21 protein-coding genes are annotated in these 26,304 nt (G+C 69.9%); 11 read left to right on the top strand and 10 right to left on the bottom strand.

The window, feature by feature from the left end:
- The first annotated feature begins 50 nt into the window (after positions 1-50).
- From gnd to OG574_RS10080, 8 genes are all read left to right on the top strand, one after another.
- The gene (gene gnd / locus OG574_RS10115; protein ID WP_442816803.1) at positions 51-1,082 is read left to right on the top strand and encodes a phosphogluconate dehydrogenase (NAD(+)-dependent, decarboxylating); all 1,032 of its coding nucleotides are present in this window, start codon (positions 51-53) and stop codon (positions 1,080-1,082) included.
- A gap of 5 nt (positions 1,083-1,087) precedes the next feature.
- Positions 1,088-1,816 (top strand): 6-phosphogluconolactonase, encoded by a 729-nt coding sequence (locus OG574_RS10110; protein ID WP_326772879.1) that lies wholly within the window; start codon positions 1,088-1,090, stop codon positions 1,814-1,816.
- A gap of 10 nt (positions 1,817-1,826) precedes the next feature.
- Entirely contained in the window at positions 1,827-3,236 is a 1,410-nt protein-coding gene (zwf, locus tag OG574_RS10105) for a glucose-6-phosphate dehydrogenase (RefSeq protein ID WP_326772878.1), read from the top strand.
- 995 nt (positions 3,237-4,231) lie between these two features.
- On the top strand, positions 4,232-5,221 hold the full coding sequence (locus tag OG574_RS10100) for a LacI family DNA-binding transcriptional regulator (protein ID WP_326772877.1): 990 nt from the start codon (positions 4,232-4,234) through the stop codon (positions 5,219-5,221).
- A 95-nt stretch (positions 5,222-5,316) separates the two neighbouring features.
- A complete protein-coding gene (locus OG574_RS10095; RefSeq protein ID WP_326772876.1) occupies positions 5,317-6,540 on the top strand; it encodes a sugar ABC transporter substrate-binding protein in 1,224 nt (407 codons plus the stop codon).
- Between the two features lie 13 nt (positions 6,541-6,553).
- On the top strand, positions 6,554-7,510 hold the full coding sequence (locus OG574_RS10090; RefSeq protein ID WP_326772875.1) for a carbohydrate ABC transporter permease: 957 nt from the start codon (positions 6,554-6,556) through the stop codon (positions 7,508-7,510).
- A gap of 9 nt (positions 7,511-7,519) precedes the next feature.
- A complete protein-coding gene (locus OG574_RS10085) occupies positions 7,520-8,365 on the top strand; it encodes a carbohydrate ABC transporter permease (RefSeq protein ID WP_326772874.1) in 846 nt (281 codons plus the stop codon).
- Positions 8,366-8,407: 42 nt separating this feature from the next.
- Positions 8,408-10,456 carry a glycoside hydrolase family 31 protein gene (locus OG574_RS10080; RefSeq protein ID WP_442816802.1) on the top strand — a complete coding sequence of 683 codons (2,049 nt, stop codon included), beginning with the start codon at positions 8,408-8,410 and terminating at the stop codon, positions 10,454-10,456.
- A gap of 88 nt (positions 10,457-10,544) precedes the next feature.
- On the opposite strand, the gene OG574_RS10075 is transcribed toward OG574_RS10080, so the two are convergent.
- From OG574_RS10075 to OG574_RS10055, 5 genes are all read right to left on the bottom strand, one after another.
- Positions 10,545-10,667 (bottom strand): hypothetical protein, encoded by a 123-nt coding sequence (locus OG574_RS10075; protein WP_326778422.1) that lies wholly within the window; start codon positions 10,665-10,667, stop codon positions 10,545-10,547.
- 63 nt (positions 10,668-10,730) lie between these two features.
- The gene (locus tag OG574_RS10070) at positions 10,731-11,948 is read right to left on the bottom strand and encodes an MFS transporter (RefSeq protein WP_326772872.1); all 1,218 of its coding nucleotides are present in this window, start codon (positions 11,946-11,948) and stop codon (positions 10,731-10,733) included.
- A gap of 655 nt (positions 11,949-12,603) precedes the next feature.
- Positions 12,604-14,070, bottom strand: a complete 1,467-nt coding sequence (locus OG574_RS10065; protein WP_326772871.1) for an amidase — start codon at positions 14,068-14,070, stop codon at positions 12,604-12,606.
- 162 nt (positions 14,071-14,232) lie between these two features.
- A complete protein-coding gene (locus OG574_RS10060; protein ID WP_326772870.1) occupies positions 14,233-15,540 on the bottom strand; it encodes an amidohydrolase in 1,308 nt (435 codons plus the stop codon).
- Positions 15,537-16,787 carry an MFS transporter gene (locus OG574_RS10055; RefSeq protein ID WP_326772869.1) on the bottom strand — a complete coding sequence of 417 codons (1,251 nt, stop codon included), beginning with the start codon at positions 16,785-16,787 and terminating at the stop codon, positions 15,537-15,539. Before OG574_RS10055 ends, OG574_RS10060 begins: the two co-directional genes overlap by 4 nt.
- 65 nt (positions 16,788-16,852) lie before the next feature.
- Between OG574_RS10055 and OG574_RS10050 the strand changes: the two genes are divergently transcribed.
- Positions 16,853-17,944, top strand: coding sequence for an Lrp/AsnC family transcriptional regulator (locus OG574_RS10050; protein ID WP_326772868.1), 1,092 nt, complete (start codon positions 16,853-16,855; stop codon positions 17,942-17,944).
- Positions 17,945-18,021: 77 nt separating this feature from the next.
- On the opposite strand, the gene tnpB is transcribed toward OG574_RS10050, so the two are convergent.
- The 4 genes from tnpB to OG574_RS10030 all read right to left on the bottom strand — a co-directional run bounded on the left by tnpB (position 18,022) and on the right by OG574_RS10030 (position 23,668).
- Positions 18,022-19,494 (bottom strand): IS607 family element RNA-guided endonuclease TnpB, encoded by a 1,473-nt coding sequence (gene tnpB, locus OG574_RS10045; RefSeq protein WP_326772867.1) that lies wholly within the window; start codon positions 19,492-19,494, stop codon positions 18,022-18,024.
- Positions 19,495-20,505: 1,011 nt separating this feature from the next.
- A complete protein-coding gene (locus tag OG574_RS10040) occupies positions 20,506-21,180 on the bottom strand; it encodes a GntR family transcriptional regulator (RefSeq protein ID WP_326772866.1) in 675 nt (224 codons plus the stop codon).
- Between the two features lie 79 nt (positions 21,181-21,259).
- Positions 21,260-22,618, bottom strand: a complete 1,359-nt coding sequence (locus tag OG574_RS10035) for an MFS transporter (protein ID WP_326772865.1) — start codon at positions 22,616-22,618, stop codon at positions 21,260-21,262.
- A gap of 60 nt (positions 22,619-22,678) precedes the next feature.
- Positions 22,679-23,668 carry a 2-hydroxyacid dehydrogenase gene (locus tag OG574_RS10030; RefSeq protein WP_326772864.1) on the bottom strand — a complete coding sequence of 330 codons (990 nt, stop codon included), beginning with the start codon at positions 23,666-23,668 and terminating at the stop codon, positions 22,679-22,681.
- Between the two features lie 149 nt (positions 23,669-23,817).
- Here OG574_RS10030 and OG574_RS10025 point away from each other — a divergent pair, with 149 nt between their 5' ends.
- On the top strand, positions 23,818-24,702 hold the full coding sequence (locus OG574_RS10025; protein WP_326772863.1) for a dihydrodipicolinate synthase family protein: 885 nt from the start codon (positions 23,818-23,820) through the stop codon (positions 24,700-24,702).
- Positions 24,703-24,796: 94 nt separating this feature from the next.
- Here OG574_RS10025 and OG574_RS10020 read toward each other — a convergent pair whose 3' ends face one another.
- Positions 24,797-25,585 carry a DeoR/GlpR family DNA-binding transcription regulator gene (locus tag OG574_RS10020; RefSeq protein ID WP_326772862.1) on the bottom strand — a complete coding sequence of 263 codons (789 nt, stop codon included), beginning with the start codon at positions 25,583-25,585 and terminating at the stop codon, positions 24,797-24,799.
- A gap of 59 nt (positions 25,586-25,644) precedes the next feature.
- Between OG574_RS10020 and OG574_RS10015 the strand changes: the two genes are divergently transcribed.
- A complete protein-coding gene (locus OG574_RS10015; RefSeq protein WP_326772861.1) occupies positions 25,645-26,292 on the top strand; it encodes a bifunctional 4-hydroxy-2-oxoglutarate aldolase/2-dehydro-3-deoxy-phosphogluconate aldolase in 648 nt (215 codons plus the stop codon).
- Positions 26,293-26,304 lie beyond the last annotated feature (12 nt).

The following is a 26,304-nucleotide window of genomic DNA, read 5'->3' as shown; positions in this document are numbered from 1 at the left end:
GAACGCGCTGATCCGGCACCACCGCACGCTCAAGGACTGGGAGGCACCACATGGCGACAGACAAGCCCATGCAGCTGGGGATGATCGGGCTCGGCCGGATGGGGGCGAACCTGGTGCGTCGGCTGATGCGAGACGGCCACCATTGCGTCGTGTCCGACGTCAACGCGGCCGCCGTCGCCGAACTGGCCGGCGAAGGCGCGACGGGCGCAGACTCACTCCAGGACTTCGTCGCGAAACTGGACAAGCCACGGGCCGTATGGCTCATGCTTCCGGCTGCGATCGTCGACTCCATCCTCGACCAGCTCGAGCCGTTGCTGGAGCCCGGCGACATCCTCATCGACGGCGGCAATTCCTACTACCGCGACGACATCACGCGCGCCAAGCGTCTTGCCGACAAGTCGCTGCACTATGTCGACTGCGGGACCAGTGGTGGGGTCTGGGGGCTGGAGCGCGGCTACTGCCTGATGATCGGCGGCGAGGATGAGGCCGTGGCCCATCTCGACCCGATCTTCAAGACGATCGCTCCCGGCGAGGGCTGCGCCGAGCCGACGCCTAGCCGGACCCGAACCGACGGCACCGCACCGCTCGGGTACCTGCACTGCGGGCCGAACGGCGCCGGGCACTTCGTGAAGATGGTCCACAACGGGGTCGAGTACGGGATGATGGCCGCGATCGCCGAGGGCCTCAGCATCATCAAGCGTGCGGACGCCGGCAAGAGACAGCAAGAGGTCGACGCGGAGACGACTCCGCTGCGCGATCCGTGGGCCTACCAGTACGACATCGACGTCGGCGAAGTGGCCGAGGTCTGGCGGCGCGGCTCGGTCGTCGGCTCGTGGCTGGTCGACCTGATCGCCGACGCCTTCGCCGGCTCGCCCTCCCTCGACGGCTTCGCCGGGCGGGTCTCCGACTCCGGGGAAGGCCGCTGGACCGTCCTCGCCGCGGTGGACGAAGGCGTCCCGGTACCGGTCATCACCACCGCGCTCTACGAGCGCTTCGAGTCCAGGGAGGCCGGGGAGTTCACCGACAAGATCCTCTCGGCGATGCGCTCGGAGTTCGGCGGGCACGCCGAAAAGAAGGGCTGAGGGCTGTGCATCACGAACTCGAGGGCGTCGCCGATCCCGACGCGGTCGCCGGCACAGCGGCGGCGTCCGTGGTGCGGCCGGCCCGGGCCTGCGTGCAAGCGCACGGCCGGTTCACGTTCGCCGTCAGCGGGGGGCACACGCCATGGGCGATGTTCGCGCGGCTCGCACATGAGGACGTCCCCTGGGAGCGCGTGGCGGTGTTCCAGGTCGGCGAGCGGGTCGCGCCCGACGGTGACCCGGACCGAAACCTCACCCACCCGCGGGAGGGCCTCGGTGCGGCCCCCGCCGAGGTCATCGCGATGCCCGTCAACGACGCCGACCCTGACGAGGCGGCCGCCGCCTACGGGCGGTCGCTGCCCGAGCGATTCGACCTCGTTCACCTGGGCCTCGGCCCGGACGGGCACACCGCCTCGATGGTGCCACGGGACCCGGTGCTCGAAGTCTCGGACCGGCCGGTGGCTCTGACGGAGCCCTACATGGGCCACCAGCGCATGACGCTCACCTATCCTGCGCGCTCGCGCCCAGCAGGTGCTCTGGCTCATCGCCGGAGCGGACAAGCGCGAACCGTTCTCGAGGCTCGTTGCGGGAGACCGGTCGATTCCCGCAGGCCGGGTCGAGGCGGCGGCGTCGCTCGTCCTCGCGGACGCGGCGGCCGGCCGGGGTCCTGCTCGCGTCGGCGCCCAGTCGCCAGCAGGGCCATGCTGCCCGACCCCATTGCCGTGCCGGCTCCGTAAGGAGGATGAGGTGGCTTCGAACCCGTCGAACGTTCCCGCAGACGTGCTGGTCATTTTCGGGATCAGTGGAGACCTCGCGCGGAAAATGACGTTCCGCTCGCTCTATCGGCTTGAGCGGCGCAAGCTGCTGACCTGCCCCATCGTCGGAGTGGCGCGCGACGGCTGGTCCGACGACGCGCTGCGTGACCACGCCCGCGCGGCGATCAAGGCAACGGGCGAGCCGCTGGACGACAGCGTCTTTGCCCGGTTCGCCGCCCGGCTCAGCTATGTGCAGGGCGATTACGCCGACCCGGAGACGTTCCATCGCCTCGCCCGGGCGGTCAACGGCAAGCGGCACCCGGTCTTCTATCTGGAGACCCCGCCGTCGCTGTTTGCCCGGGTGGTCGAGGGCCTGGCAGGCGTCGGGCTGACCAAGGGCGCCCGGGTCGTCGTGGAGAAACCATTCGGGCATGACCTCGCGTCGGCGCGTGCCCTCAACGCCGAGCTGCGTCAGCTCCTCGACGAGGATCAGCTGCTGAGGATCGATCACTTCCTCGGCAAGGAGCCGGCGATGGACATCCAGTTCCTGCGGTTCGCCAACTCCGTGTTCGAGCCGGTGTGGAACCGAGACCACGTCTCCTGCGTGCAGATCACCATGGCCGAGGACTTCGGGGTCGAGGACCGCGGCCACTTCTACGACCCGGTCGGCGCGCTCCGCGACGTCGTGCAGAACCATCTGCTGCAGCTGCTCGCCCTGATGGCGTCCGAGCCGCCATCAGCCGCCGATGCGGACGCGCTCCGCGACCGCCGGGTTGACGTGTTCCGGGCGATCCCCGACGCCGACCCGGCCCACTACGTCCGCGGGCAGTACGAGGGGTACCTGCAGGTCCCCGGCGTGCGGCCGCGTTCGCGCACCGAGACCTTCGTCGGGTTGCGGCTGGAGGTCGAGAACTGGCGCTGGTCCGGGGTGCCGTTCTTCATCCGCGCCGGCAAGTCGCTCCCCGAGCGTGTGACCGAGATCCGGATCGTGTTCAAGCGCCCGCCGCGGCTTGCGTTCGCGGAGCGGTTCGCGCCCGAGCCCGACCAGTGGATCCTGCGGATCGATCCGAGCCCTGGCGTGAACTTCCGCATCCAGGCCAAGCAGCCGGGCAAGCAGGACACGCAGCTGGTGGACCTTGACCTCCTCTTCGCGGCCGAGCTGGGTGAGGCACCCGAACCGTACGAGCGCCTGCTCAGTGATGCGATGCAGGGCAACGCGAGCCTGTTCACCCGGGAGGACTCGGTGGAGGAGACGTGGCGAATCGTCCAGCCACTGCTGGAAGCGCCCGGCGATCCGGAACGCTACCGGCCGGGGACCTGGGGACCGGAGGGAGCGAGCAAGCTCGTCGCCGGATATCCGCGGTGGCACGAACCATGGCTGCCGGCGAGGTCCCCCGACTGACACAGCCGAGCCCCGGCCCTGGTGAACCGCAAGCTGATCAGCCCACCTGCGTGAGGAACGAGAGTCCAGTCCAACGGAAGGTGGTGGCCAGAAGCGGTTTTCGGCGTCCGGGAACAGCCTACGGACACCGAGGTCGCGTAGATCATCGATGCAAGGGCATTGATCTTCGAGAGGTCTGCCTGACGCTCGCGCAGGGCGTTCCGTCCGGCGAAGTGTCCATCCGTCGCTGGTTGAGCCGACGAGGACGTCGTGGTGGCCGGTGCGAGCCATCGGGCGCCCCCAGTTGCTGTTCTCTCGGACCTGGCGCAGGTTGAGCTGTTTCACGGAGGCGCGGTGGAGGGTTTGCCGGGGCGGCGGTGCCGGGTGAACGTCCATTTCCTGGCGATGAGTTGGCGGTACCACCAGGCCAGGAGTGTGGTGGGGGTGACCGTGAAGGCCTGGCACCGGCGCTCGCACGGGACGAACCGCGAGCATGGCGAGCCGGATCCGGCCCGTGGGCTCGTGGCGGACGCGGGCGGTCTGACACCGCGTTCTCGCGCCGTAACGCCAAGCCTTCTGCATCCTTGACCACGTGGCTGCCAGCACGGCAGCGGGCGCCTTGATCAGGTTTCGGGCCAACGCGGTGACGATCGACAGTGGCGTCAGATCGTCCCAGGCGCTGTGCAGGTCGAGCCCTGCGCGGAGAAGCTGCAGACCAGAACCAGAATCGCATTTCCGAGCGGGACAGGCGCGCTGGATCGACGCGGTCGTTCGGCTCAAATTGCACGGACCGGTCGCCGACGTGATCTCGCTGCTCCCCGTCCGTGAAACGCCCCGTCATCGAAATTCATCGAAGAGCCGAGGAATCCGTAGACACCCGGCCGGAGCCGAACCTAACCTCACCGAGGCCGCCCACGGACGAGCGGCCCCGCGCACCGTGTCGAACGATTTCGACGAGCCGACCCGAGCGGCCACACGACAGCGGCGGACCCCGGCGAAGAGTCAGGCAGTACCTCATGGTTGCGATCACGGATGTGGCCCGGCAGGCGGGCGTCGCCGTCAGCACGGTCTCGTACGTGATCAGCGGCAAGCGCCCCATCTCGGCGCCCACCCGCCGCAAGGTCCTCGACGCGATGAACCGGCTCGGCTACCGGCCGCCGTCCTCCGCGCGCTCGCGCACCATCGGGCTCGCGGTGCGCGTTGACGACGGGGCGCACCGGCCGCTGCTCGCCGAGTTCATGCTCACGGCGAGCGTGGCCGCCCGCCGGCACGCCTGCAACGTGCTGCTCCTGACCGACCACGAGGAGCACGGCGTCCTGGACGCGGCCCTCCTCGACGGGCTGATCCTCATGGACATCGGCATCGTCGACCCCCGCCTCGACGTGATCCGCGCACTGCCCGTGCCGACCGTCCTGATCGGGCTGCCCCGCGAACCCGCGGGCCTGGCCTGTGTCGACCTCGACTTCCGGGCCGCCGGAGCGCTGTGCGTCGATCACCTCGCCGACCTCGGGCACCGCGAAGTGGTGCTGCTCGGCGCGCCCGAGGCGGCGTACGCCAGACACGCCGGTTTCGCGGTGCGCACCGTGGCGGGCGCCGCGGAACGGGCTGCCGCGCGCGGAGTGCGGCTCACCCACAGGACCGTCGCGGGGGACTGGGACAGCGTGGCGGGCACCCTCGCCCGGGTCCTGGCCGAACGGCCGTGTACCACCGCCCTCATCGTCCAGAACGAGGCCGCGACGCCCCATCTCGCCCCGCTGCTGCGCGGCATGGGCCGCGCCGTACCCGAGGATCTGTCCGTGGTCGCGCTCGGTTCGGACGTCGTCGCCACCGCGGGCACCCCCGCACTGACCTCGGTCGCCGTGCCCGCCGCCGCGCTCACCGAACGCGCCGTGGACCTGCTCGTCGCCCGGCTCGACGGTGCCACGGCGCCGGGCCGCCGACCGGTTCTGCTGGAGCCCCGGTTGTCCGTCCGGGCGTCGACCACCGCGCCACCGGGCCCCGCCTGAACTTCCCCGCAGCCCCCTGCCCACCCCCGTCCCATCGGCAGTACCCCCTGCCCGCACGCAAGAGCCGCCCCCACCCCGTCTCCCCGAAGGACCCCATGCATCCCCGCCCCCGCGCAGCCGTCGCCGCCTGCGCCGCCCTCGCTCTGAGCGCGGTGCTCGGCGGCTGCGGACTGATCACCGCCGACACCCCGGCGAACACCCTCACCGTCGCCGACTACTACACCGCCGAACCCGGCAACACCGCCCTCACCAGCATCCTGGACACGTGTGGCGCCGACACCGGCGTCGACGTCGTGCGCGAGGTCATGCCGCGCGCCCAGCTCGTACCGAAGCTCCTCCGCGACGGAGCCGCCAGGACCCTGCCCGACCTGATCCTCAGTGACAATCCCGACCTGCCCAAACTCGCCTCCACCGGCGCCCTGTTGCCGCTCGACGGGCGGCTCGACACCGACGGCTTCTACGACAGCGTTCTCGCGGCGGGCACCTACAAGGGGACGTTGTACGGCGTCGCGCCCGGCGTCAACGGGCTCGCCCTCTTCTACGACAAGGACGCCTTCCGTAAGGCCGGACTCGAGCCGCCCACCGACTGGAAGCAACTTCGGGCAGCCGCACGGAAACTGACGCAGGGTCACCGCTACGGACTCGCGCTCTCCGCCGTCGGAACCGAGGAAGGGTCCTGGCAGTACGAGCCGTTCCTGTGGGGCGCGGGCGCCGACCTCGACGACCTGGACTCGCCGCGGTCCGTGTCGGCGCTGTCCTACTGGACGTCCCTGTTCGCCGACGGGTCGGTGTCCAAGTCGGCGCTCAGCTGGCAGCAGTCCGACGTCGCCGAGCAGTTCATCGGCCACCACGCCGCGATGATGGTCAACGGCTCCTGGCAGCTTGCCGCCCTCGACGCCGTCAAGGGCCTGGACTACGGCGTCGTACCGCTGCCGGGGAAGGTGAGCGGCACGGCTCCCGTCACCCCGCTCGGCGGCGAGACCTGGGCCGTCCCCAAGGGCGACAAGCAGGACAAGGCCGTTGAGCTGCTCGACTGCGTGCTCGGCCGCGACAACATGCTGCGCTGGGCGAGCCTGCGTGCCGACGTGCCCGCCGACCCGGCGGTCGCCGCGAAACTGGTGAAGCGGCAGCCCGACCTCGCTCCGTTCCTCGCGAGTGTGCCCGGCGCCCGCTCACGCACCGCCGAGCTCGGCACCGGCTACCCCACGGTCTCGCAGGCCCTGTACACGGCCCTGCAGGAGGCGGCGACCGGCCGCCGCACCCCCGCCGACGCCCTTGCTGCCGCGCAGCGGGCCGCCGCCACCTCTGACGACAACTGATGGGGCGCCGACCATGACCACACTCCTCGACCGGCCCGCCACCGCGGCCGCGTCCCGGCCACCCGCGCAGCGCCCGGCGGCCCGCCGCGCACGGCTCGTCCGGCTCAGCTTCTGGGTCCCCGCCGTGCTCTACCTGGCCGTCTTCTTCGGCTACCCGATCGCCGCCAACGTCGTCATGTCCTTCCAGGACTACACGGTCACGTCCTTCTACCGGGGCGGGGCGCCCTTCAACGGCGTAGCGAACTATGCGCACGTCCTCGGCGACGACCTGTTCTCCGGCACGCTGTGGAACACGGTCGTCTTCACCGTCGCCTCGCTCGTCTTCCAGTTCGCCATCGGCCTGGGCCTGGCGGTGTTCTTCCGCAGGCACTTCCCGCTGAGCGGTGTCCTGCGCGCCCTGCTCCTGCTGCCGTGGCTGCTGCCGCTGCTGGTCTCCGGCACCGTCTTCCGCTGGCTGCTCGACCAGGACTACGGCGTCGTCAACCAGGTCCTGATGAATCTGCACCTGATCTCCGACCCGGTGCCCTGGCTGGTCAGCCCCGACTACGCGATGACGGCCGTCGTCCTCGCCAACGTCTGGATCGGCATCCCCTTCAACATGGTGATCCTGTACGGCGGACTGCAGTCCATCCCGCCCCAGCTGTACGAGGCCGCGTCCCTCGACGGCGCCGGTGCCTGGCACAAGTTCCGGCACGTCACCTGGCCGCTGCTGCGCCCCACCACCTCGGTGGTGCTGATGCTGGGCCTCATCTACACCATCAAGGCGTTCGACGTCGTCATGGTGCTCACCCAGGGTGGGCCCGCGGGCGCCACGCAACTGCTGTCGACATGGTCGTACCAACTGTCGTTCACCGAGCTGCACTTCGGTCAGGGCGCCGCCGTCGGCAACGTCCTCATCGTCATCGCCACCCTCTGCGCCCTCGTGTACCTGCGGGCCGTGCGCGCCGAGCAGTCCGAGAACGAGAGGTAGACGACCACCATGTCCGCTCCCGCCCCTTCCTCGGGCGCCCCCGCCGTGCGCAGATGGGCCACCACCGTGCTCGCGCTGGTCATCGTCGCGGTCTTCCTCTTCCCGCTGTACTGGATGCTCAACGCCTCGGTCCAGCCCGCGCAGGCCCTGCTGTCCATCCCGCCGAAGTGGATCCCGACCGACCCCACCCTCGACGGCTACCGCGCCGCCTTCGACACCCAGGGCCGGCACCTGCTGATCAGCCTGTTCGTCGCCTGCGGCGTCGTCGTGCTGACGCTGCTCCTGGCGACGCCCCTGGCCTGGGCGCTCGCCAGGTTCCGCCTGCGGTACGCCGCCACGCTGATGTTCGTGCTCCTGATCGTGCAGATGCTGCCTGGCATCGTGAAGGCCAACTCGCTGTTCACCCTCTACAGCCACCTCGGGCTACTGAACAACACCATCGGCCTCATGTTCGCCCAGTCCACCCTCGCCGTGCCGTTCGCCGCGGTACTGCTCCGCTCCCAACTGTGCGACATCCCGCCCGAGATCATCGAGGCGGCCGCGCTCGACGGCGCCGGAACATGGCGCACCTTCCTGCGCATCGTCGTCCCGCTGTCCCGCAACGGGCTCATCACCGCGGGCCTGTTCGCGTTCCTGTTCTCCTGGGCCGACTTCCTCTTCGCCATCAGCCTCACCTCCCGCGACGCCGTCACGCCCGTCACCGTCGGCATCTACCGCTTCATCGGCGCCAACGCCACCGACTGGAACGCCCTGATGGCCTCCGCCGTCCTCGCGTCGGTACCCGCCGCGATCCTCCTGATCGTCGCCCAGCGCTATATCGCCGTCGGCATCACGGGCGGCTCGGTCAAGGACTGAGCCTTACCACCCGTCTCCCCCTTTCCATCCCGTACTGGAGCAATGAACGTGACCACCTTCCGGGAACACGACGGCGGCCTCGAATGGCGCGGCGAGCACGAAGTGCTGCGCATCGAACCCTGGGGAGCCGACTCTCTACGCGTCCGCGCGGCCCTCGGCCGGCTGCGCGACGACATCCCCGGCGCCCTCCTCGACCGCGACGACACCACCGGGCCGGCCGCCACGATCACGGTCCCGGACCTCACCGGCCTCCGGGTCTTCAAGAACGGCCTCGGCTCGCCCACCGACCCCGTGCCCCCGGCCCGCATCACCCAGGGCAACATCACCGCCGAACTCACCCTCGACGGCCTGATCCGCTTCGTGCGCACCGCCGACGGCACCGAACTCCTCGCCGAACGCCCGGCCCACTTCTGGTGGCCCGGCAGCCGGGTGCACACCCCAGTGGGTCATGGCTACCAGCGTCTGGAGCAGAATTTCCAGGCGTACGAAGGCGAACGCCTCTACGGCCTCGGCCAGCGCCAGCACGGCCTCCTTGACCAGAAGGGCACGGTGACCGACCTCGTCCAGCGCAACACCGAGGTCACCATCCCGTTCGCGCTATCCAACCGCGGCTACGGCCTGCTGTGGAACAGCCCCGCCGTCGGCCGCGTCGAACTGGCCGTCACCGGCACCCGCTGGGTCGCCGACAGCGCCCGCCAGATCGACTACTGGATCACCGCGGGCGACCGCCCCGCCGACATCCTGCGCTCCTACGCCGACGCCACCGGACACGCCCCCGAACTCCCCTCCTGGGCCAGCGGGTTCTGGCAGTGCAAGCTGCGCTACCGCACCCAGGAGGAACTCCTCAACGTCGCCCGCGAACACCGGCGGCGCGGCCTGCCGCTCTCCGTGATCGTCGCGGACTTCTTCCACTGGACCCGGCTCGGCGACTGGCGCTTCGACCCGGCCGAGTGGCCCGACCCGGCCGCCATGGTCGAGGAGCTGGACGAGATGGGCGTCAAGCTGATGGTCTCCGTCTGGCCCTCCGTCAACCGCTCCTCCGAGCACTACGACGCCCTCGAGCGCGGCGGCATGCTCGCCGCCAACGAGTACGGCACCGCGGCCCACGCCACCTGGGTCGACAAGGGCTCCGACCACCGCGTGATGGTGTCCTTCTACGACCCGACCAACCCCGACACCCGCGCCTTCGTCTGGGACAAGGTCCGCGAGAACTACCAGTCCCTCGGCATCAACCTGTGGTGGCTGGATGCCTGCGAACCCGAGATGAAGCCCGGCCACCCGGCCAACCTGCGCCTGCATGCGGGCCACGGCGCCGAGGTCGCCAACCTGTACCCGCGAGAGAACGCTCGCATCTTCCACGAGGGCATGGCGGCCTCCGGCAACACCGACGGCATGTCATTCTCCCGCTCCGCGTGGGCGGGCAGCCAGCGCTACGGCACTGCCGTCTGGTCCGGCGACATCGGCACCGACTTCACCGCGCTGCGGCACCAAATCGCCGCCGGCCTCAACATCGGCATCTCCGGCATCCCCTGGTGGACCACCGACATCGGCGGCTTCCATGGCGGCGACCCCGACGACCTGGCCTTCCGCGAAGTGCTGATCCGCTGGTTCCAGTTCGGGGCGCTCTGCCCGATCTTCCGCCTCCACGGCTTCCGCCTGCCCTGGCTGCCGCTGGGGGGCGAGATGACCGGCGGCCCCAACGAGGTCTGGTCGTACGGCGATCAGGCCTACCGCATCCTCGGTAACTACCTCGCCCTACGCGAACGCATCCGCCCCTACATCGACGAGCAGATGCGCACCGCGTCGCGCGAGGGCCTGCCGCCGATGCGAGCTCTGTTCCTGGAATTCCCCGACGACGACGCCTGCTGGACGGTCGCCGACTCGTACCTGCTCGGGCCCGACCTGCTGGTCGCCCCGGTCACCACCGCGGGCGCAACGACGCGCGAGGTGTACCTACCGGCGGGCGCACGCTGGACGTGCGCATGGACCGGCGCCGACTTCGAGGGCGGGGCCCGGGTGACGGTGGACGCGCCGCTGGAGCGGATACCGCTGTTCCTGCGGGACGGGACGCGGCTACCGGTCTCGGCCTGAACATCCCCGGCCCGCGCCCGCGGTGACCGTCAGCCCGTAGCGCTTCACATTGGCTTCACCGGCTACGACCTGGTATTTCGTCTGATACTCAGCTGGCTCGGTGGGGTCGGTGGCTGTTGAAGTGGTCGGCGTAGTCGTGGAGGATCTTCTCCGCGTGGCCGCGGCCGAACAGCAGGATCCGATCGGTGCACTCCTCCCGCGCTGAGCATATGAATCGTCACCGCTCCGCAGCTCGGGCCGGCCGCCAAGGCGACGGCAGCCGGCCTGCATGCCTTCACGGGGCCGCGGTGACCTCGTCGGCTTCCGTCGAGTGTTCCGCGCGGGACGAGGTGACCACCTCCGAGCGTCGGGTACCCCGGTCCATCAGGCCTCCCGTGAAGGCGAGGCCCAGGCCGGCCAGGGCGAGAGCCGCCCCGACCAAGTTGGGCGAGGCCCAGCCCCAGCCCGCCGAGATGGCCAGGCCGCCGAGCCAGGCACCGCCCGCGTTGGCGAGGTTGAATGCGGAGTGGTTGGAGGCGGCCGCCATCGTCGGAGCGTTCTGCGCCTTGGCCATGAGCAGCATCTGGACGGGCGTGGTGATGAGAGAACCCATGGCACCGATGAAGGCGATCGTCACCAGCGCGGGCACGGTGCTGTTGACGGTGAAATAGAACGTCACCAGCGCCGCGGCCAGCAGAGCGAGCCCCGCGTACAGCGTCGGCCTCAGGGCACGGTCCGTGAGCGGGCCTGCGAGCACCGTGCCGAGCGTCATGCCGACGCCGTAGAGCGCGAGGACCAGCGTGGTGGAGGAGTCGGAGATGCCCGTCACGTTCGTGAGCATGGGCACCAGGTAGCTGTAGACGGCGAAGAACCCGCCGAACCCGACGACAGCCGTGGCCAGGCCGATCGCGACCTGCCTGTTGCCCATCGCCCGCAGCTCGTGCCGGATACCGGACTGCCGGCCACGTGGCTGGTGGGGAACGAAGAGGGCCAGGGAGGCGAGGGCGACGATGCCGATGACGGCGACTGCCCAGTAGGCGGACCGCCAGCCCAGGTGCTGCCCGAGGGCCGTACTCGCCGGCACTCCGACGATGTTCGCAATGGTGAGCCCGAGGAACATCTTCGACACGGCACGTGCGGCCCGTTCGGGGGCGACCAGCCGGGAAGCGACGACGGCGCCCACACCGAACAGCGCTCCGTGCGGCAGACCTGCCAGAAACCGCGCGGCGAAGAGCAGTCCGAAGCTGGGAGCGAGCGCGGACGCGATGTTGCCGATCACGAACAGTCCGGACAGGAGCAGCAGCAGCCGCTTGTGGGGAACGCGTGCGCCGATGCCCGTCAGCACGGGGGCGCCGACGACGACACCGAGCGCGTAGGCCGAGACGAGGTTGCCGGCATGCGGCACGGATACGTCGATGCCGTCAGCGATCTGGGGCAGCAGCCCCATCGTGGCGAATTCGGTCGTGCCGATGCCGAATGCGACAACAGCAAGGGCCAGCAGGGCCAGCGGCATGGTGCAGGAGACCTTTCGAAGACAGTGGTCTATGAGCGGATGGGTGTGGATGGGACCGGGAAGGTCTCCGACCAGGTGGTCTGTCGCGCTGAGCGCCCTGGCCCGGCGCCACCTTGGAGCATGTTGGACAGGGGTAAGCCCACAAGGCTCAGCAGTGCGGGGGACCCGCGCATTCCAAGATCTACCGGAACGTGTCGGTGACCTCCGTCACCCGTTGTCGCCCGTCCTGTTGTGTAGTGCTGCGGCCCGTCGCCCTTTGGTCGGCACTCCCTCCCGCGAGGGAGTGCGTGTGCAGGGGGCTGTCGTTCGGGGTCGGGCCGGCGGTGGCGCTCGCCGTTGCCCGGGGCGGTCCGCTCGGCCCGATGCCGGGTGTTACTCCGGCGTGCACCCTCGCAGGGTGGATGCGATGACGGCGTCCAGTCCGTGCTAGGAGCGGTGCGGGGGCGACGGGGGCACTGCTCCTGATCCCTGGCCCCCCTCGTAGACAGCCGCGTCTCAAGATCCCTTGAGACGCGGCTTTACTCATCTAGGTCAGAAGCTGTCCGCTTTGAGCGGCCACTACGGCAGTTCTGTACGGGGCACCCAGGGCGGGGACATCGACGGCGAAGGCCCAGGTCCCGGAGTGGCCGACCGTAGCTTCTCCGGGACCGGCTCCTCAGCGTGTGAAGGCTGCCGGCTGAGCGGTCGGCCGGTGGTCCGGGGTGTAGGACCAGGGGCGGAGCTGTTCCAGGGCCTTGCCGATGCGGAAGACGGTCGGGTCGTCGTAGGTGTGGCCGACGATCTGGAGGCCCGTGGGAAGGCCCCAACTGGAGTGGCCGCTGGGGACGTTGAGGACGGGGCAGCGGTTGTTTATGTTGAAGGGGACGGTCATCGGTGCCCACATGGGCTCACCGTGGTCCTCGCCGTCCACCACCAGGCGCCCCAGGAGGTCGTCTCCGGCGGGCAGGCCCGGGACGGCGGTGGTCGGGCAGATCAGGGCGTCGAAGGGGGCCATCGCCTCGCCCAGCTCGCGCTGCAGCCGGGTCTCGACGCGCAGGCCGTCGAGGTAGGTGACGCGCTCACGGGCGACGGCCATGGTGTCCGCGAAGGCTGCCGCGTACGCGGACATCCGGTCGCGGTGCTTCGCTTCGATCTCGCAGACGAGGGCGCCGAAGATGGTGGAGAAGTGTGCCCCGAGGCTGATGAGGATGTCGTCCTTGGTCCACGGGAGTTCGATCTCCTCGACGACTGCGCCCGCGTCGGTGAGGGCCCGGGCGACCGCCCGGGTGTTGGCCTCGACCTCCGGGTGGACGTCGTACGCTCCCAGGCGGACGCACAGCGCGATGCGCATCCCCGCAACCGCGTCGTACTGGGTCGGCAGAACGAGCTTCGGGCGCAGTGACACGTGGTCGCGCGGGTCGGGGCCGGTCAGGACGTTGGTGAAGGTGACGCAGTCGTCCACGGTCCGAGCCATGGGGCCGTCGCCGCGGTAGTGGTCGGCGGACAGCGGTGCGACGCCGGGAATCCGGCCGTAGGGAGCCTTGTAGCCGACGGTGCCCGTGAAGGCGGCGGGGATGCGGGTGGAGCCGCCGATGTCGGAGGCGGAGGCGAGCAGCGCGGTGCCGGCAGCGAGGGAGGCGCCCGCGCCGCCGGACGAGCCGCCGGGGGTCAGCTCGGGGTTCCACGGGTTGCGCGTGACGCCCCACAGGCGGCTGTGGGTGAAGGTGGCGATGGAGAACTCGGGAGTGGCGGTACGGGCGTGGATGATGCCGCCGGCGTCCAGGATGCGGTCGATCACCGGGGCGTTCTCGGTCGCGGTGTTACCGACATTGACGAGCGAGCCCTCCGTGAGGGAACGCCCGGCGATGGCGTGCTTCTCCTTGGTGGCGACCGGGATGCCTTCCAGCGGGCGCGGCGTCAGTCCGCCCTTGCCGAGGAAGCGGCCCTCGGCGTGCCGGGCCCCTTCCAGTGCCTCGTCGAAGAGCTGCTCGGTGAAGGCGTTGATGACCGGCTCGGTCTGCTCCGCGCGGTGGATGACCGCGCGCATCAGCTCCACGGGGGACAGGTCTCGGGCGTCGAAGAGTCGTCGCGCCTCGGTGGCACTGAGATAGGCGAGATCGGTGCTGGGGGTGTCCGAGTTCATTCGGAAGTCCTTTTCGGATGAGGAGAAGTGAGGAGGGGGCGCTCTCGTGGCGGTGCCGCGAGGCGTCAGCCGATCAGCCGTTTGAGGGCTGTGTTGATCCAGACCGTCGCCTCGGCGGCGGGACTTCGCAGGAAAGCGGCGATGTCCGGGCCAAGGGGCACGTCACATCTCCTGGTGGTCCCCGGCGTGGTCGGCCTCGGTGCCCAGCCACGGGGCGGCCGCAGCGAGCAGGGTCGTCACGCCGGTCCGGATCGTGGGCTCGGGTACAGGGGCGAAGTGCGGGGAGTGGTTGGCGGGAATCGCGTCCGGCAGACCGTCCGTCAGCAGGGCTTCGGGGTCGATGTCCTGGAAGAGGGCGGGGTCGGCGCCGCCGAAGTGCCAGAAGACCGAGGGGACACCGAGGGCCGTACCGAAGACACCGAAGTCCTCGCTGCCCGTGAGGGGTTGGGGCAGGGTGAGGACCCGTTCCCCGCCGAGGACTTCGGCGATCGCGCCGAGCACGGTGCCGGTGGCCCGGTCGTCGTTGACGGTGACGGGGAAGGAGTTGAGTCCGGTGATCTCGGGGTCCTTGGGGGCGCCGGACGCTGCGGCCTCGGCGCGGACGATCCGTTCGACGGCCGCCAGAACCCGGTTGCGTACCAAGGGAGTCGTGGAGCGCACGTTGATCCGCAGGTCGGCAGTGTCCGGGATGATGTTCTCCTTGGTGCCCGCATGGAGCGAGCCGACGGTCACGACAGCGGTCTGCGCCGCGCCCACCTCCCGGGAGACGACCGTCTGCAACCGCATGACGACCGCGGCAGCCATGACGATCGGGTCGATGGTGGTCTCGGGCGCGGACCCGTGTCCTCCGCGCCCGAAGAGGCGGACACGCAGGCTGTCGGAGGCGGCCATCACCGGCCCGGGGCGGGTGCCGACGAAGCCGACGGGGGCCGGGGAGACATGCTGGCCGAGGCAGACGTCGGCGCGGGGAAAGCGTTCCAGGAAACCGTCCTCGATCATGGCCGGTGCCCCGCCGATCTCCTCGGCGGGCTGGAACACGGCGACGACCGTGCCGCGCCACTGCGCACGGGCGGCGGCGAGTTGGCCGGTCGCACCGAGGAGACAGGTGACGTGCATGTCGTGGCCGCAGGCGTGCATCACGGGCACTTCGTTGCCCTCGCCGTCGACGGCGGTCTCATGGGAGGCGTACGGCAGTCCCGTCCGCTCCTTGACCGGGAGCCCGTCCATGTCTGCGCGCAGCAGGACCACCGGTCCCTCGCCGTTGACCAGCACCCCGACGACGCCCGTGCCGCCGACGCTCTCGGTGACCTTCCAGCCCTGCTCTCGCAGCCGGTCGGCGACGACGCCGGCCGTACGGAACTCCTGGAAGGACAACTCAGGGTGGGCATGCAGGTCCTCGTAGAGGGCCAGCAGGCCCGGCAGCTCGTCCGGGAAGCCGGACAGCAGGCTTGCGACAGAGGTGGCGGTCATGAGTGCTCCTTTGCGGGCGCGGGCAGTTCGGACGCGCCGGCGGCGGTCCGGAAGGAGGCGGCGTCCTGCGGGGTCAGGAGAGCCATCACGGTGGCGATGGCGGCGCCGAGTATCAGGAAGGCGAAGGCGACCCGGAACGAGAAGGCGTCGGCGAGCGCGCCGATGACGGGCGGGGCGGCCATGCCGGCGACCTGGCCGCCGAGGATGATCACCGCGCTGCCCACGCCGACGTCCTCGGCCGCCAGTCCGCCCAGCGGGACGGCGAAGATCGGCATGTAGCAGAGGGAGGCGGCGACCGAGGCGAGCGTGGCGAAGACGACGAAGCCGGTGAGCGAGGTCGCGAGGGTCATGAGGAGCAACGCGGCGGCCGTCACCGTCATGCCGGGCACGATCACCTTCCGGTGATGGCCACCGAACCGGTCCGAGAGCCGGCCGCCGACGACGATCGCGCCGGCCGCGGCGAGGGCCGGAATCGCCACGAGGGCTCCGACCGAGGCCAGCGGGACCCCGTACTCCTCACTGACATACGACGGGACCCAGGTGTTGAGGCCCCAGACGATCACGCTATAGCCGAACATCATGGCGCTGAAGCGCCAGATCACGCCCATCCGCAGAACGCCGCCCGCGCGCCGCCCCGCGGTGCTGGCCTCCGGCTCGGTACGCGCCAACGGGGCAGGGAGCCACATCCGTATCGCGACCAGAACGAAGACACCGAGCGCCGCCGTCGAGAAGAACGCCGAGCGCCAGCCGAAGGCCGCGACCAGGGGAGCGACGACGATCGGGACGAGCACACCGGCCAGGGCGTTGGAGCTCATGATCAGGCCGTTGGCGCCCATCCGTTCCTCCGGCGTGGTCCGCTCGACGAGGACCTTCATCGAGGCCGGCGGGAAGATGCCTTCGGCGGCGCCGAACGCGAACCGCATGACGAGCAGAACAGCGAACGACCAGGCGAAGCCGGTCAGCGCGGTGAACACGGACCACGCCAGCAGGGCCCAGAGCGTGATCCGCTGCGCGCCGTAGCGGTCGGTGAGCATCCCGCCGGGTATCTGGCACAGGGCATAGGCGAGGAAGAACACGGAGACGATCAGGCCCTGTTGCCCGCGGCTCAGGTCGAACTCGGCACCGACGGAAGGCAGGATCAGGTTGATGACGAGCCGGTCGGCGTAGTCGACCAGCCAGGCCGTGAACAGCAGGACGATCGTGATCCGGACGGTTCTCCGGGCGGACTGCGGGGACGCAGCAGACACGCGGCACTCCTCATCGCCGAGGCCGACGCTGGGCATCGGCCGGAAGTGCCCCTACGATCCGGTCTGTGACCGAAGTCCCTGGAGAATTGCAGGAAAGCATCCTGAGAAGAGCGGCAGCACCCGATTTCCGCGACGCGGGCGCGGACGTGCGCTTCTCCGAACTGGACCTGGCTCTCGTCGACGCTTTGCAGGCCGCTCCCAGGGCGCCGTGGTCCCGGATAGGCCGAGCACTAGGCGTCGACGCGACCACAGCGGCTCGCCGCTGGGAGCGACTGCGCGCGAACGGCATGGCCTGGGTCACCGCGTACGACGCGGCAAAGTCGGCCACCGTCGCCTACGTCGAGGTGCGGTGCCGGCCGCGGGCGCTCGAAACGGTCAGCATCGCCCTGGCCGGCATGCCCTGGGTCTTCAGCGTCGACGAGGCTACGGGCGACTTCGATCTCCTGGCGTCCGTAGCCGCCGCCGACCTGCCCGCCCTCGGCCGCTCGGTCCACGGCCTGATCGGTGGTCTGGACGGCGTACGGTCCACCCGAACCCGCCTCGGGATCACGCTGTACAGCGAGGGCGGCGACTGGCGGATGCGGGCCATGGAGCCCGCCGGCCACGCGGAACTCTCCACTCCGCGCACCTCTCGCCGGACCGTGTACAGCGCCCACATGCACCACCGGCCGCAGCCCGGCAACCGCGCCATACTGGAAGCCCTCGGCCGCGACGGACGCCTCGGCTACACCGACCTCGGAGCCGCGGCAGGCATCAGCGAACACACCGCCCGGCGTCGGCTTCAGCGCATGATCCGCGACAGAGACATCAACTTTCGCTGCGACCTGGCCCACCCCCTCGCCGGGCTATCCACTGTCGTGCTCTACCGCACATCGGTCCCTCACACCCACATCGAAGGCACGGGGAACGCGCTGGCCCGGATGGAGGAAGTCCGCCTGGCCGTGTCCGTCAGCGGCTCCGACAACCTGCTCGTGATGGTCTGGCTCCGCGGCCTGCACGCCATCGACCCCTTCGAAGCACAACTGGCGGAACGCTTCCCGAACTTGAAGGTCAGCGACCGCACCGTGTTCCTCCATTCACGTAAACGCATGGGCCGGCTCCTCGACGTCACCGGCCGCGCCACCGGGCACGTCCCCTTCTCCCTGCCGCAGGTCTGAGCCCGTGTGACCGTTGCTGAGGTCATAGTGAGATCTCAGCAATCCATGCGTTTACGCACAGATGGTCCTTAACGGTGTCACCACAGCCCGAGCTGGGCGGTGGTGTCCTGTTGAAGGTCTCGCGGTTCCTTCCGCCTGTGGGGCGGTTTTGCGCCACCTGCCCGCACCGGGTCAGCTTTGCGGCCGGCCCGGCTGACGCGGGTCTTCTGGTCGGCTCCACGCGGTTTCGGCACGCTGGGCGTGCCCCGGTCTCCGGCCACTCCGGTACCGGTTGTGCCGGCCGATGCGAGGTCGGCGAGGTTGCGGGCGGCGTTCTCGTCCCGGTCGATGACCAGGCCGCACGCGTCGCAGGAGAACACTCGCACGTGCAGGGGCAGTTTGGCTTTCACTGTCTTGCACGACGAGCAGGTTTTCGAGGACGGGTACCAGCGCGAGGCGACGACCGTGGGGCAGGCGTTGCGCCGGCCTTTGTAGGTGAGCTGACGGCGGATCTCTCCGAATCCGGCATCGGCGATCTTCCGTGCCAGACGGCGGTTGCGGAGCATCCCGGCGACGTTGAGGTCTTCGACCACGACGGTGCCGTACTCGGCACGCACGGCGGTGGTGAGCTTGTGCAGGGCGTCTTCGCGGAGGTTCGCCACGCGGTGGTGCACGCGGTTGCGTTCGGCGTTCGCCTTGACCCATCGTTTCGACGGTTCCCGGCGGATGGTCTTGCCGGTCGCGGGGTCGTGCACGGCCGGCCCCTGGCGGCGCGCCACACGACGGGACAGACGCCGCAGCCGCTTTTGTTCGCCCTCGTAGTGCTTGGGGTTGTCGACGTAACCGATCTCCCCGGCACTGTCGGCCATCACCGCGAGCACCTTCACCCCGAGGTCGATACCGACGGCGACACCAGGACGGGCCACGCGGGTGATCTCCCGCTTGACCTCCATCTGGAAGGACACGAACCAGCGGCCCCGCTCATGCCGCACCGTCGCGGACAGGATGCGTGCCATACCGGCCTGCACGCGGGCCAGAAGCTTGACGGTGGACTCATGGGTGCGGATGGTTCCCAGCACCGGCAGCGTCACATGACGGTCGTCGGCCACGCGGATGCTACCGGTGGTGAACCGGCACGCAAGACGGGCCTTGCGCTTGGACTTGAAACGTGGCGTACCCATGCGGGCGCCCTTACGGCGGCCGTTCTTCGACTTCGTATAGTTGTCGAACGCGGCAGCCGCGTTGGCCAGGCCAGTGCTGTACGCCTCCTTGGAGTTCTCGTGCCACCAGTCGACATAGCGCGGATCGGTGCGCTTGACCTGGTTGAACTCCTTACGCAGCGCGGGCAGCGACCACGGCCGCCACGGCGTCAGCTCCTCCTCGGCGACCGAGTACGAGGCTTCCGCCTTCCGCTGCCACCACGAGGCCATCACCCAGCCGACAGCCCAGTTGTACGCGACCCGAGCAGCCCCGCAGTGCGACCGCAGCGCGGATTCCTGAGTCGCATTCGGGTCCAGGGCGAAACGGAACGCCTGCACCACAAACCCCGGCTGCGGCTGGAACTTCTTCACCCTGAACACCCCCTCACCAGCCAGTCATTGACTATGCACTACCACCAGCGGTGAAGCCTGCGAGCGGCTGGAAATCGCCTGGCGCACCCTCTACAACCTCCACCGCCAAAGCCCGGACTTTCCCAAGCCTAAGAAGATCGGACGTTCCCTACTATGGGAGGCAAAAGCCCTGGATGCCTGGCGGGACGAGCACCCCAAGCGTCAGAGAAAGAAGACGTTCGTTGAGATCCGACTATGCATCCCGCAGCAGTTGTTAGCCCCCGTGGGGCCGACAGCGGGTCTCCGTCCCGGACCCGATTCGGGGACGCCCGAAGCGCTCCAGAACGGTTTCACCGGGCCTGACTTGCAGCGGCACCTGTTGCGCAGGAACTCCGCCCAGGTCGGGCTGGAGCGGCGGGGTGCCGGGTCGATCCCGGCCTTGTTCAGGGTCGCCCATACCGTGGAGGCTCCGGCCGGGCGGCCCAGGCCGACCAGTTCGCCCGCGATCCTGCGGTAGCCCCAGGTGGGTTCTCTGCGGCCATTCTCAATACCAGCTCCCGCACGATGGGCCGGGTCGGCGGACGGCCGGGGCCGTGGTGCTTGTAGGTCCGGCGGCGCTTGACCAGGTCGGCGTGCTAGCGCAGCCGCGTGCCCGGGTGACGCACACGTGCCCTCGCAGGGCCTTGGGCAGCAGTCGCGCCAGTCCGGCGTTCAGCGCCCGGTCCGTCCATGAGAGCCGTGGTCGGGCGATTTGACGGCGGAGGACGGCGAGTTGGTGCCGCAGTACGAGAATCTCCGCGTTCGTCGACGCCTCCGATCGCGCGCCGCAACGCAATCCACCCCAGGACCTTTAGGAAGATCAGGTACAGCAGTAGCAGAGCCATACCTCAGGATCTCGCCCTGCCTGGTCTCGACCACAGGGCCCAGGTCAGCAGCGGTGGCCGAGTTTCGGGCACCGACAGGGTGATTTGTCGGCACCCGCAGCTCTGGCGCGGTTGCTGATGGGCGCGGCAATCGGGGCGGTCCTGCCGATCACCTCACGGAGCGGCCCGCAGCGTTCCTCAGCCGGTTGCCGGCGCTCAGGATGTGCTCGCTCAGCAGCGAGACCGCCTGCTCCACGTCGCCTGAGCGGAACGCGCGGACCAGGTCGGCATGGGACTCGACGGACGGGCGCAGGTCGCGGTCCTGGGTGTTGGTGACGTCCAGGAGGACCGTGAACACCGGCCGGTGCTGCTCCCACGCCGCCGAAAGGCGCCGGTGCTGGGCGAGTTCGTAGAACAAGGTGTGGAACCGCAGGTCGGCCTCCGCGAAGGCGGCGGGGTCTTTCTTGTCCGCCGCCTCCACCATGACCGCGACCTGCGCTTCGAGGAGGTCGGCCGCCCTGGGCCCGTCGGCACGCTCCATCGCACGGGTCAGCGCGAGCCGCTCCATGGACTCGCGGAGCGTGAACAGCTCGTCGATGTCGTCCTCGTCGAGCCCGGTCACGAACACCCCACGTCGACGGGACTCCACCAGACCCTCGGACTCGAGGATGCGCAACGCGTCACGGATGGGGCCGCGGCTGACGTCGAAGCTGTCGGCCAGAGCGCCCTCCACCAGGTGTGTGCCCGGTTCGAGTTCGCCTTTGACGATCCGTTCCCGCAACTGGCCGGCCACGCGTTCGCCCAGCGGCAGCTGCCGTACCTGATCCACTGCCAGCCGGTCCACGCCTGATCCTCCTTGCCCCGCGCCTGCGCACGGTGTCCACCCATGTGCCGTCACACCGTCAACGGTTGACGGAAACCCACTATGCCATCGAGTCCGACCGGGACGTGTCCAGCCGCAGTGGCTGCACCTTCGGCAGCAGGAACGCGTACGTCGCCGCGCCGATCAGCGCCACGCAGCCGGCCGTCATGAGGGGCACGGTGAAGGAGCCGTTGGTACCCATCAGCACGCCGAGCAGCAGCGGGGAGACGATGCCGGCGATGTTGCCCGCCGTGTTCTGGATGCCCGCGATCGAGCCGACGTGGCCGGGGGTCGGGGCCACGTCGCCGGGCAGTGACCACACGCTGGCCGCGGCGAAGGTGGAGCAGAAGTACGAGACGGACAGTGCGGTCAATGCCATGCCGACGCTCGGCGAGATGACCGCGAGCGCGATGACCGAGGTGCCGAGCAGACCGCCCACGAGGCAGATCTTGCGGGCCTTGGTGACCGGGGTGCCGCGCCGCACCAGCCAGTCGGAGACAAGGCCGCCGCACCAGCCACCGACCATCGAGGACAGGCCTGGAACCATGCCGAGGAAACCGAACTTGAGCGTCGACAGGTGGTACGTCTCCACGAGGTACGACGGGAACCAGGTGATGAAGAAGTAGGCGACGAAGTTGACGCAGAAGAAGCCGAGCATCATCGCCCACATCACGCGGAAGCGGAACAGGTCGCGCCAGCGGATCGTGGTCTGCTCGGGGGCGTCGGCCGCGTCCTGGCCGGCCTTGATGTAGTCGAACTCCGGCTTCTTCAGCCGTCCGTGGCGCTCCGGGTCGCGGTAGTACAGCCACCAGCCGAGCGCCCACAGGACACCGAGCGCGCCGGCCACGAAGAACGCGGCCCGCCAGCCGATACCGGCGACGATCAGGGCGACGAGAGGGATGGAGAGGGCGCCTCCGACGGCGTTGCCGTTGTTGAACGTTGCCGAGGCGAAGCTGCGTTCGCCCTTCGGGAACCACTTCGCGACGACCTTGGCGCTGGACGGGAACGAAGGAGCCTCGCCGAGGCCGAGGACCATGCGCAGAGCAACGAGCGAGCCGGTGCCGCGGGCGATTCCCATCAGCGCCGTCGCCACACCCCACCACAGGCTCGCGAAGAAGAGGGAGACGCGGGGCCCGACGCGGTCGGCGAGCCAGCCGCCCGGCATCTGGCCGAACGCGTAGGTCCAGAAGAAGGCCGACATGATCAGGCCGGACATGGTCGAGGAGATGTGGAAGTCCTCGCTGATGTGCGGCAGCGCCACGCTGAGTGTGGCCCGGTCGACGTAGTTGATGGTGATGCCGACGAAGAGCAGACCGAGGACGGCGAAGCGGACGCGGCCGACGCGGGGCCGGGGAGCGGTTTCCTGGGGGGCGTCAGGACCGGTGGCGGCGTGCCGGGTTCCGGGGTGGGTGGACGTCATTGGACACCTAGCGGTTGTGGGGACGGGCGGGTACAGGAACGGAGCGGTCGGCCGAGGGACTCAGCCGCGGGACTCGTCCGGACCGACGCCGTTGACGACGGCACGCGGGGCCTTGCCCGAGAGCACCAGGTCGAGGCTCTCGATCACGCCGGCGCGCAGGTTGCGGTACGCCTCGTAGGTCACGCCTGCGGCGTGCGGGTTGAGCAGGACGTCCGTGCGGCCGCGCAGCGGGGAGTCGGCGGGCAGCGGCTCTTCGGCGAACACATCGAGTGCCGCGCCCGCCAACTGCCCTGAATCCAGGGCACGGGCCACGGCCGCCTCGTCGAGCACACCACCGCGGCCGGCGTTAAGGACGTACGAGCCGCGCGGCATGCGCCGCAGCAGGTCGGTCCCGACGACACCGCGGGTCGCTGCGTTCAGGGGCATGTGGAGGGTGAGGACGTCGCAGCGCTCGGCCAGCTCTTCGAGGCCGACGTACTCGCGGTGCGGTTCGCTCGGGTACGGGTCGTGGACCAGGACTTCGGCGCCGAAGGCGTCGAGCCGACGGGCGACGGCGCGGCCGATGTTGCCGAAACCCGCGATGCCGACCGTGCGCGCGGACAGGTCGTGGCCGCGGACGCCCTCAGGGCCCCATTCGCCGCGCTCGACCTTGGCGTGGCCGAAGGCGTACGGGCGCAGCAGGTAGAGGAGAGCACCGACGGTCCAGTCGGCGACGGCGTCGGTGTTGAAACCGGGCAGGTTGGCGACCGGGATGCCGCGCTCGGCGGCCGCCACGTGGTCGACCCCGTCGAAGCCCACCGCCACCGACTGGATCAGTCGGCAGTGCGGCATCGCGTCCATCAGCTCCGCGGTGACGCGACGTTCCTTCTCCAGCGGGGCGAGCACGATCGTGGCCGTGGAGAGCGTCTCGAGGTGGTCGAGCGGGTCCTCGTCGGGGCCGATCTCGGAGATGCGGAGATCCGGGTGGCCGGGAAGGAGCCGGCGCAGTTCCGCGGGGCCGAGGTCGTTCAAGTGATAGAGGCTGACGAGGTGTTCGGGCTGAACGGGCATGGTGCGCTCCGGTGCGAAGCGGGGTCGGCAGTGACCCCTGCGGCTCGTGACTCCGGTCATCCTCGGGCGTACGATCGGCAACCGTCAACGGTTAACCGTTGACGACTTTCCTGAGAATTTCCGCGTCGTGCCGGAGGAATTCACCTCGTATGTCCACTTCTGCATCCGTACAGTCCACGGTCATCACCCCTCTCACCACCCCGTTCACCGCCACCGGCGCGGTGGACATGCCCGCTGCCCGCGAGTTGTTCCGCTTCACCGCCGCCACCACGGGCCGGCTGATGATCGCGGGCACCACCGGGGAGTTCCCCGCCCTGGATCGCGTCGAACGGCGGCGGCTCCTCGAGCTGGCCCTCGAGACGGCCGGGTCCCAAGGGGTGATGGCGCACACCGGCGCCGCCGACACGCACACCGCGGTTGCCCTGACGCGGGATGCCGTCGCCGCCGGTGCCACCCGGATCGCCGCGCTCACCCCGTACTACTTCACCGCCGATGAAGGCGAGTTGCTGGACCACTTCCGCCGGGTACGCGAGGCCGCGGGCGACACGGATCTGTATGCGTACCTGTTCCCCGAGCGCAGCGGCATCACGGTCGGGCCCGAGCCGTTCGGGCGGCTCGCGGCCGACTGCGGGTTCGCCGGCGTCAAGCTCAGCGGATCGCCGTCCACCCAAGTCGCCGCGTACCGTGCCGCCCTGCCTGCCGACTCCACCGTCTACTCCGGGAACGACGCACTGCTGACCACCGTCCTCGACGAGGGAGGCGCGGGCGTGATCTCCGGCTGCTCCGGCGCGCTGCCGGAGCCCTTCCTGGAGCTCGCCGCGGCGCATCGCGCGGGTGCCGGCGCCGGTGAACTCGCCCGTCTCCAGGGGCGTGTGGACCGCGTCGTCGCACTGCTCGGCCCGAGCGTCGGACGCATCAAGCGCGCCCTGGTCGCACGCGGCCTGCCTGCGGGTACGGCGCGCATGACGGTCGGTCATCCGGACGAGCGGACGGCCGCGGAGATCGAGAAGCTGGTCGCCGACCTGGCCTGCTGAGTTCCGGAGTGCGGTGCCCACGGCGCCAAGTGGCCCGGTGCGAAGGGGAGTTGAGGGATTCCGCCAGGCGTCCGTGCGCAGGGCGCCGGGCCCCTCACTCCGTGCGAAGGACCTTCGGTCCCTGCTCGGCGATGCTGTCGATGATCTCGGCCGGCAGGCCGGAGTCCGTGACGACCGTGTCGAGTGCGTCGAGGCGGGTCACCGTGAACCGCTCGACGCCGCCCCACTTCGTACTGTCGGCGAGCAGGGCGACCGACGCGGCCGATGCCATGACCGCCCGCTTCAGCAGCACCTTCTCCGAGGAGTGGCTGGTCACGCCATGGGACAGGTCCCAGGTGCCGGTGCTGAGGAAGGCCAGGTCGATATTGAGGTCCTCGATCGTCCTGGCCGCGAGCGGGCCGCTGCTCGAGCCACTGTCCGCGTCCGCCTCCCCGCCGGTGTGGATCGTGTGCACCGAGGGCAGGGCCATCAGCGCGAGAGCGGCGTGGAAGTCATTGGTGACCACCGTCAGGTTCGTCCGGGCGGCGAGGAGCGGGACGACCTCCTGGCAGGTCGTGCCGGCGTCCAGATACACGACCGTGCCGTCCTCGACCAGCCCGGCGGCGGCCTGCGCGATGACCTGCTTGCGAGGCACCTCCAGTGCGGCGCGAGTGGCCCGCTCCCGGGGCGGCGCGTTGCCCGTCCAGTCGGCCAGGCGGACGCCGCCCTGCACCGAGACGACCTGGCCGCTCTCCTCCAGGGCCGCGATGTCGCGGCGCACCGTCATGTGGGAGACGTTCAGGCGGGCGGTCAGTTCCCGGATGCTCAGCACGCCGCTGCCTCGCAGCAGGCGCAGGAGCTCCTGGTGGCGCTGTTCCGGGATCAGCGGTCCATTGCCGCTCACTGTGACTCCACTCTCACTCGCGTGACACTTTGTGAATCGATGTTCTACGGTGTTGCGCTATGGGAACAAAGTTTAACGCCTTGGACGCCATCACCCGTTCCGGGGCCCTCCTGATCGTCCGCCTCGACACCGCCGAAGAGGCACTCGCTGTCTCCGAAGCCGCCATCGAAGGCGGCATCCGAGCCCTCGAGATCACCCTCTCCGTGCCGGGTGCCCTGGACGTCATCACCAGTCTCGCCGACCGCCACCGCAAGGACGGCATCGTCATCGGCGCCGGCACGGTCCTGGACGAGCAGGCCGCCCACCGCTGCATCTCGGCCGGCGCCAACCTCCTGGTCAGCCCCAACCTCAACCCGGCGATGCTGGCGACCGCCAACCGCTACCAGGCGGTCTCGGTCAGCGGCGCCTTCACGCCCTCCGAGATCGTCGACACCATGCAGGCAGGCGCCGACATCGTGAAGGTCTTCCCTGCCGAGTTCCTTGGCCCCGACTACGTGCGCACCGTGAAGGCCCCTCTTCCCCAGGCGCCCCTCATGCCCGCGGGCGGGGTCACCCCGGACAACGTGAAGCAGTGGTTCGACGCCGGCGTCACCGCCGTGGGCGTCGGCTCCTCCGTCACCAAGGCCGCCCGCGCCGACGGCGACTACGGCCAGGTCACCCGGGCAGCCGCCACCATGCTCGCGGCCATCGGCGAAGCCCGGGCCTGAGACGCCACCTCC

Source organism: Streptomyces sp. NBC_01445, assembly GCF_035918235.1.
Lineage (GTDB): Bacteria > Actinomycetota > Actinomycetes > Streptomycetales > Streptomycetaceae > Streptomyces.
The sequence above is the reverse complement of the archived record's forward strand: the minus strand, read 5'-3'. Positions and strand labels throughout refer to the sequence as shown.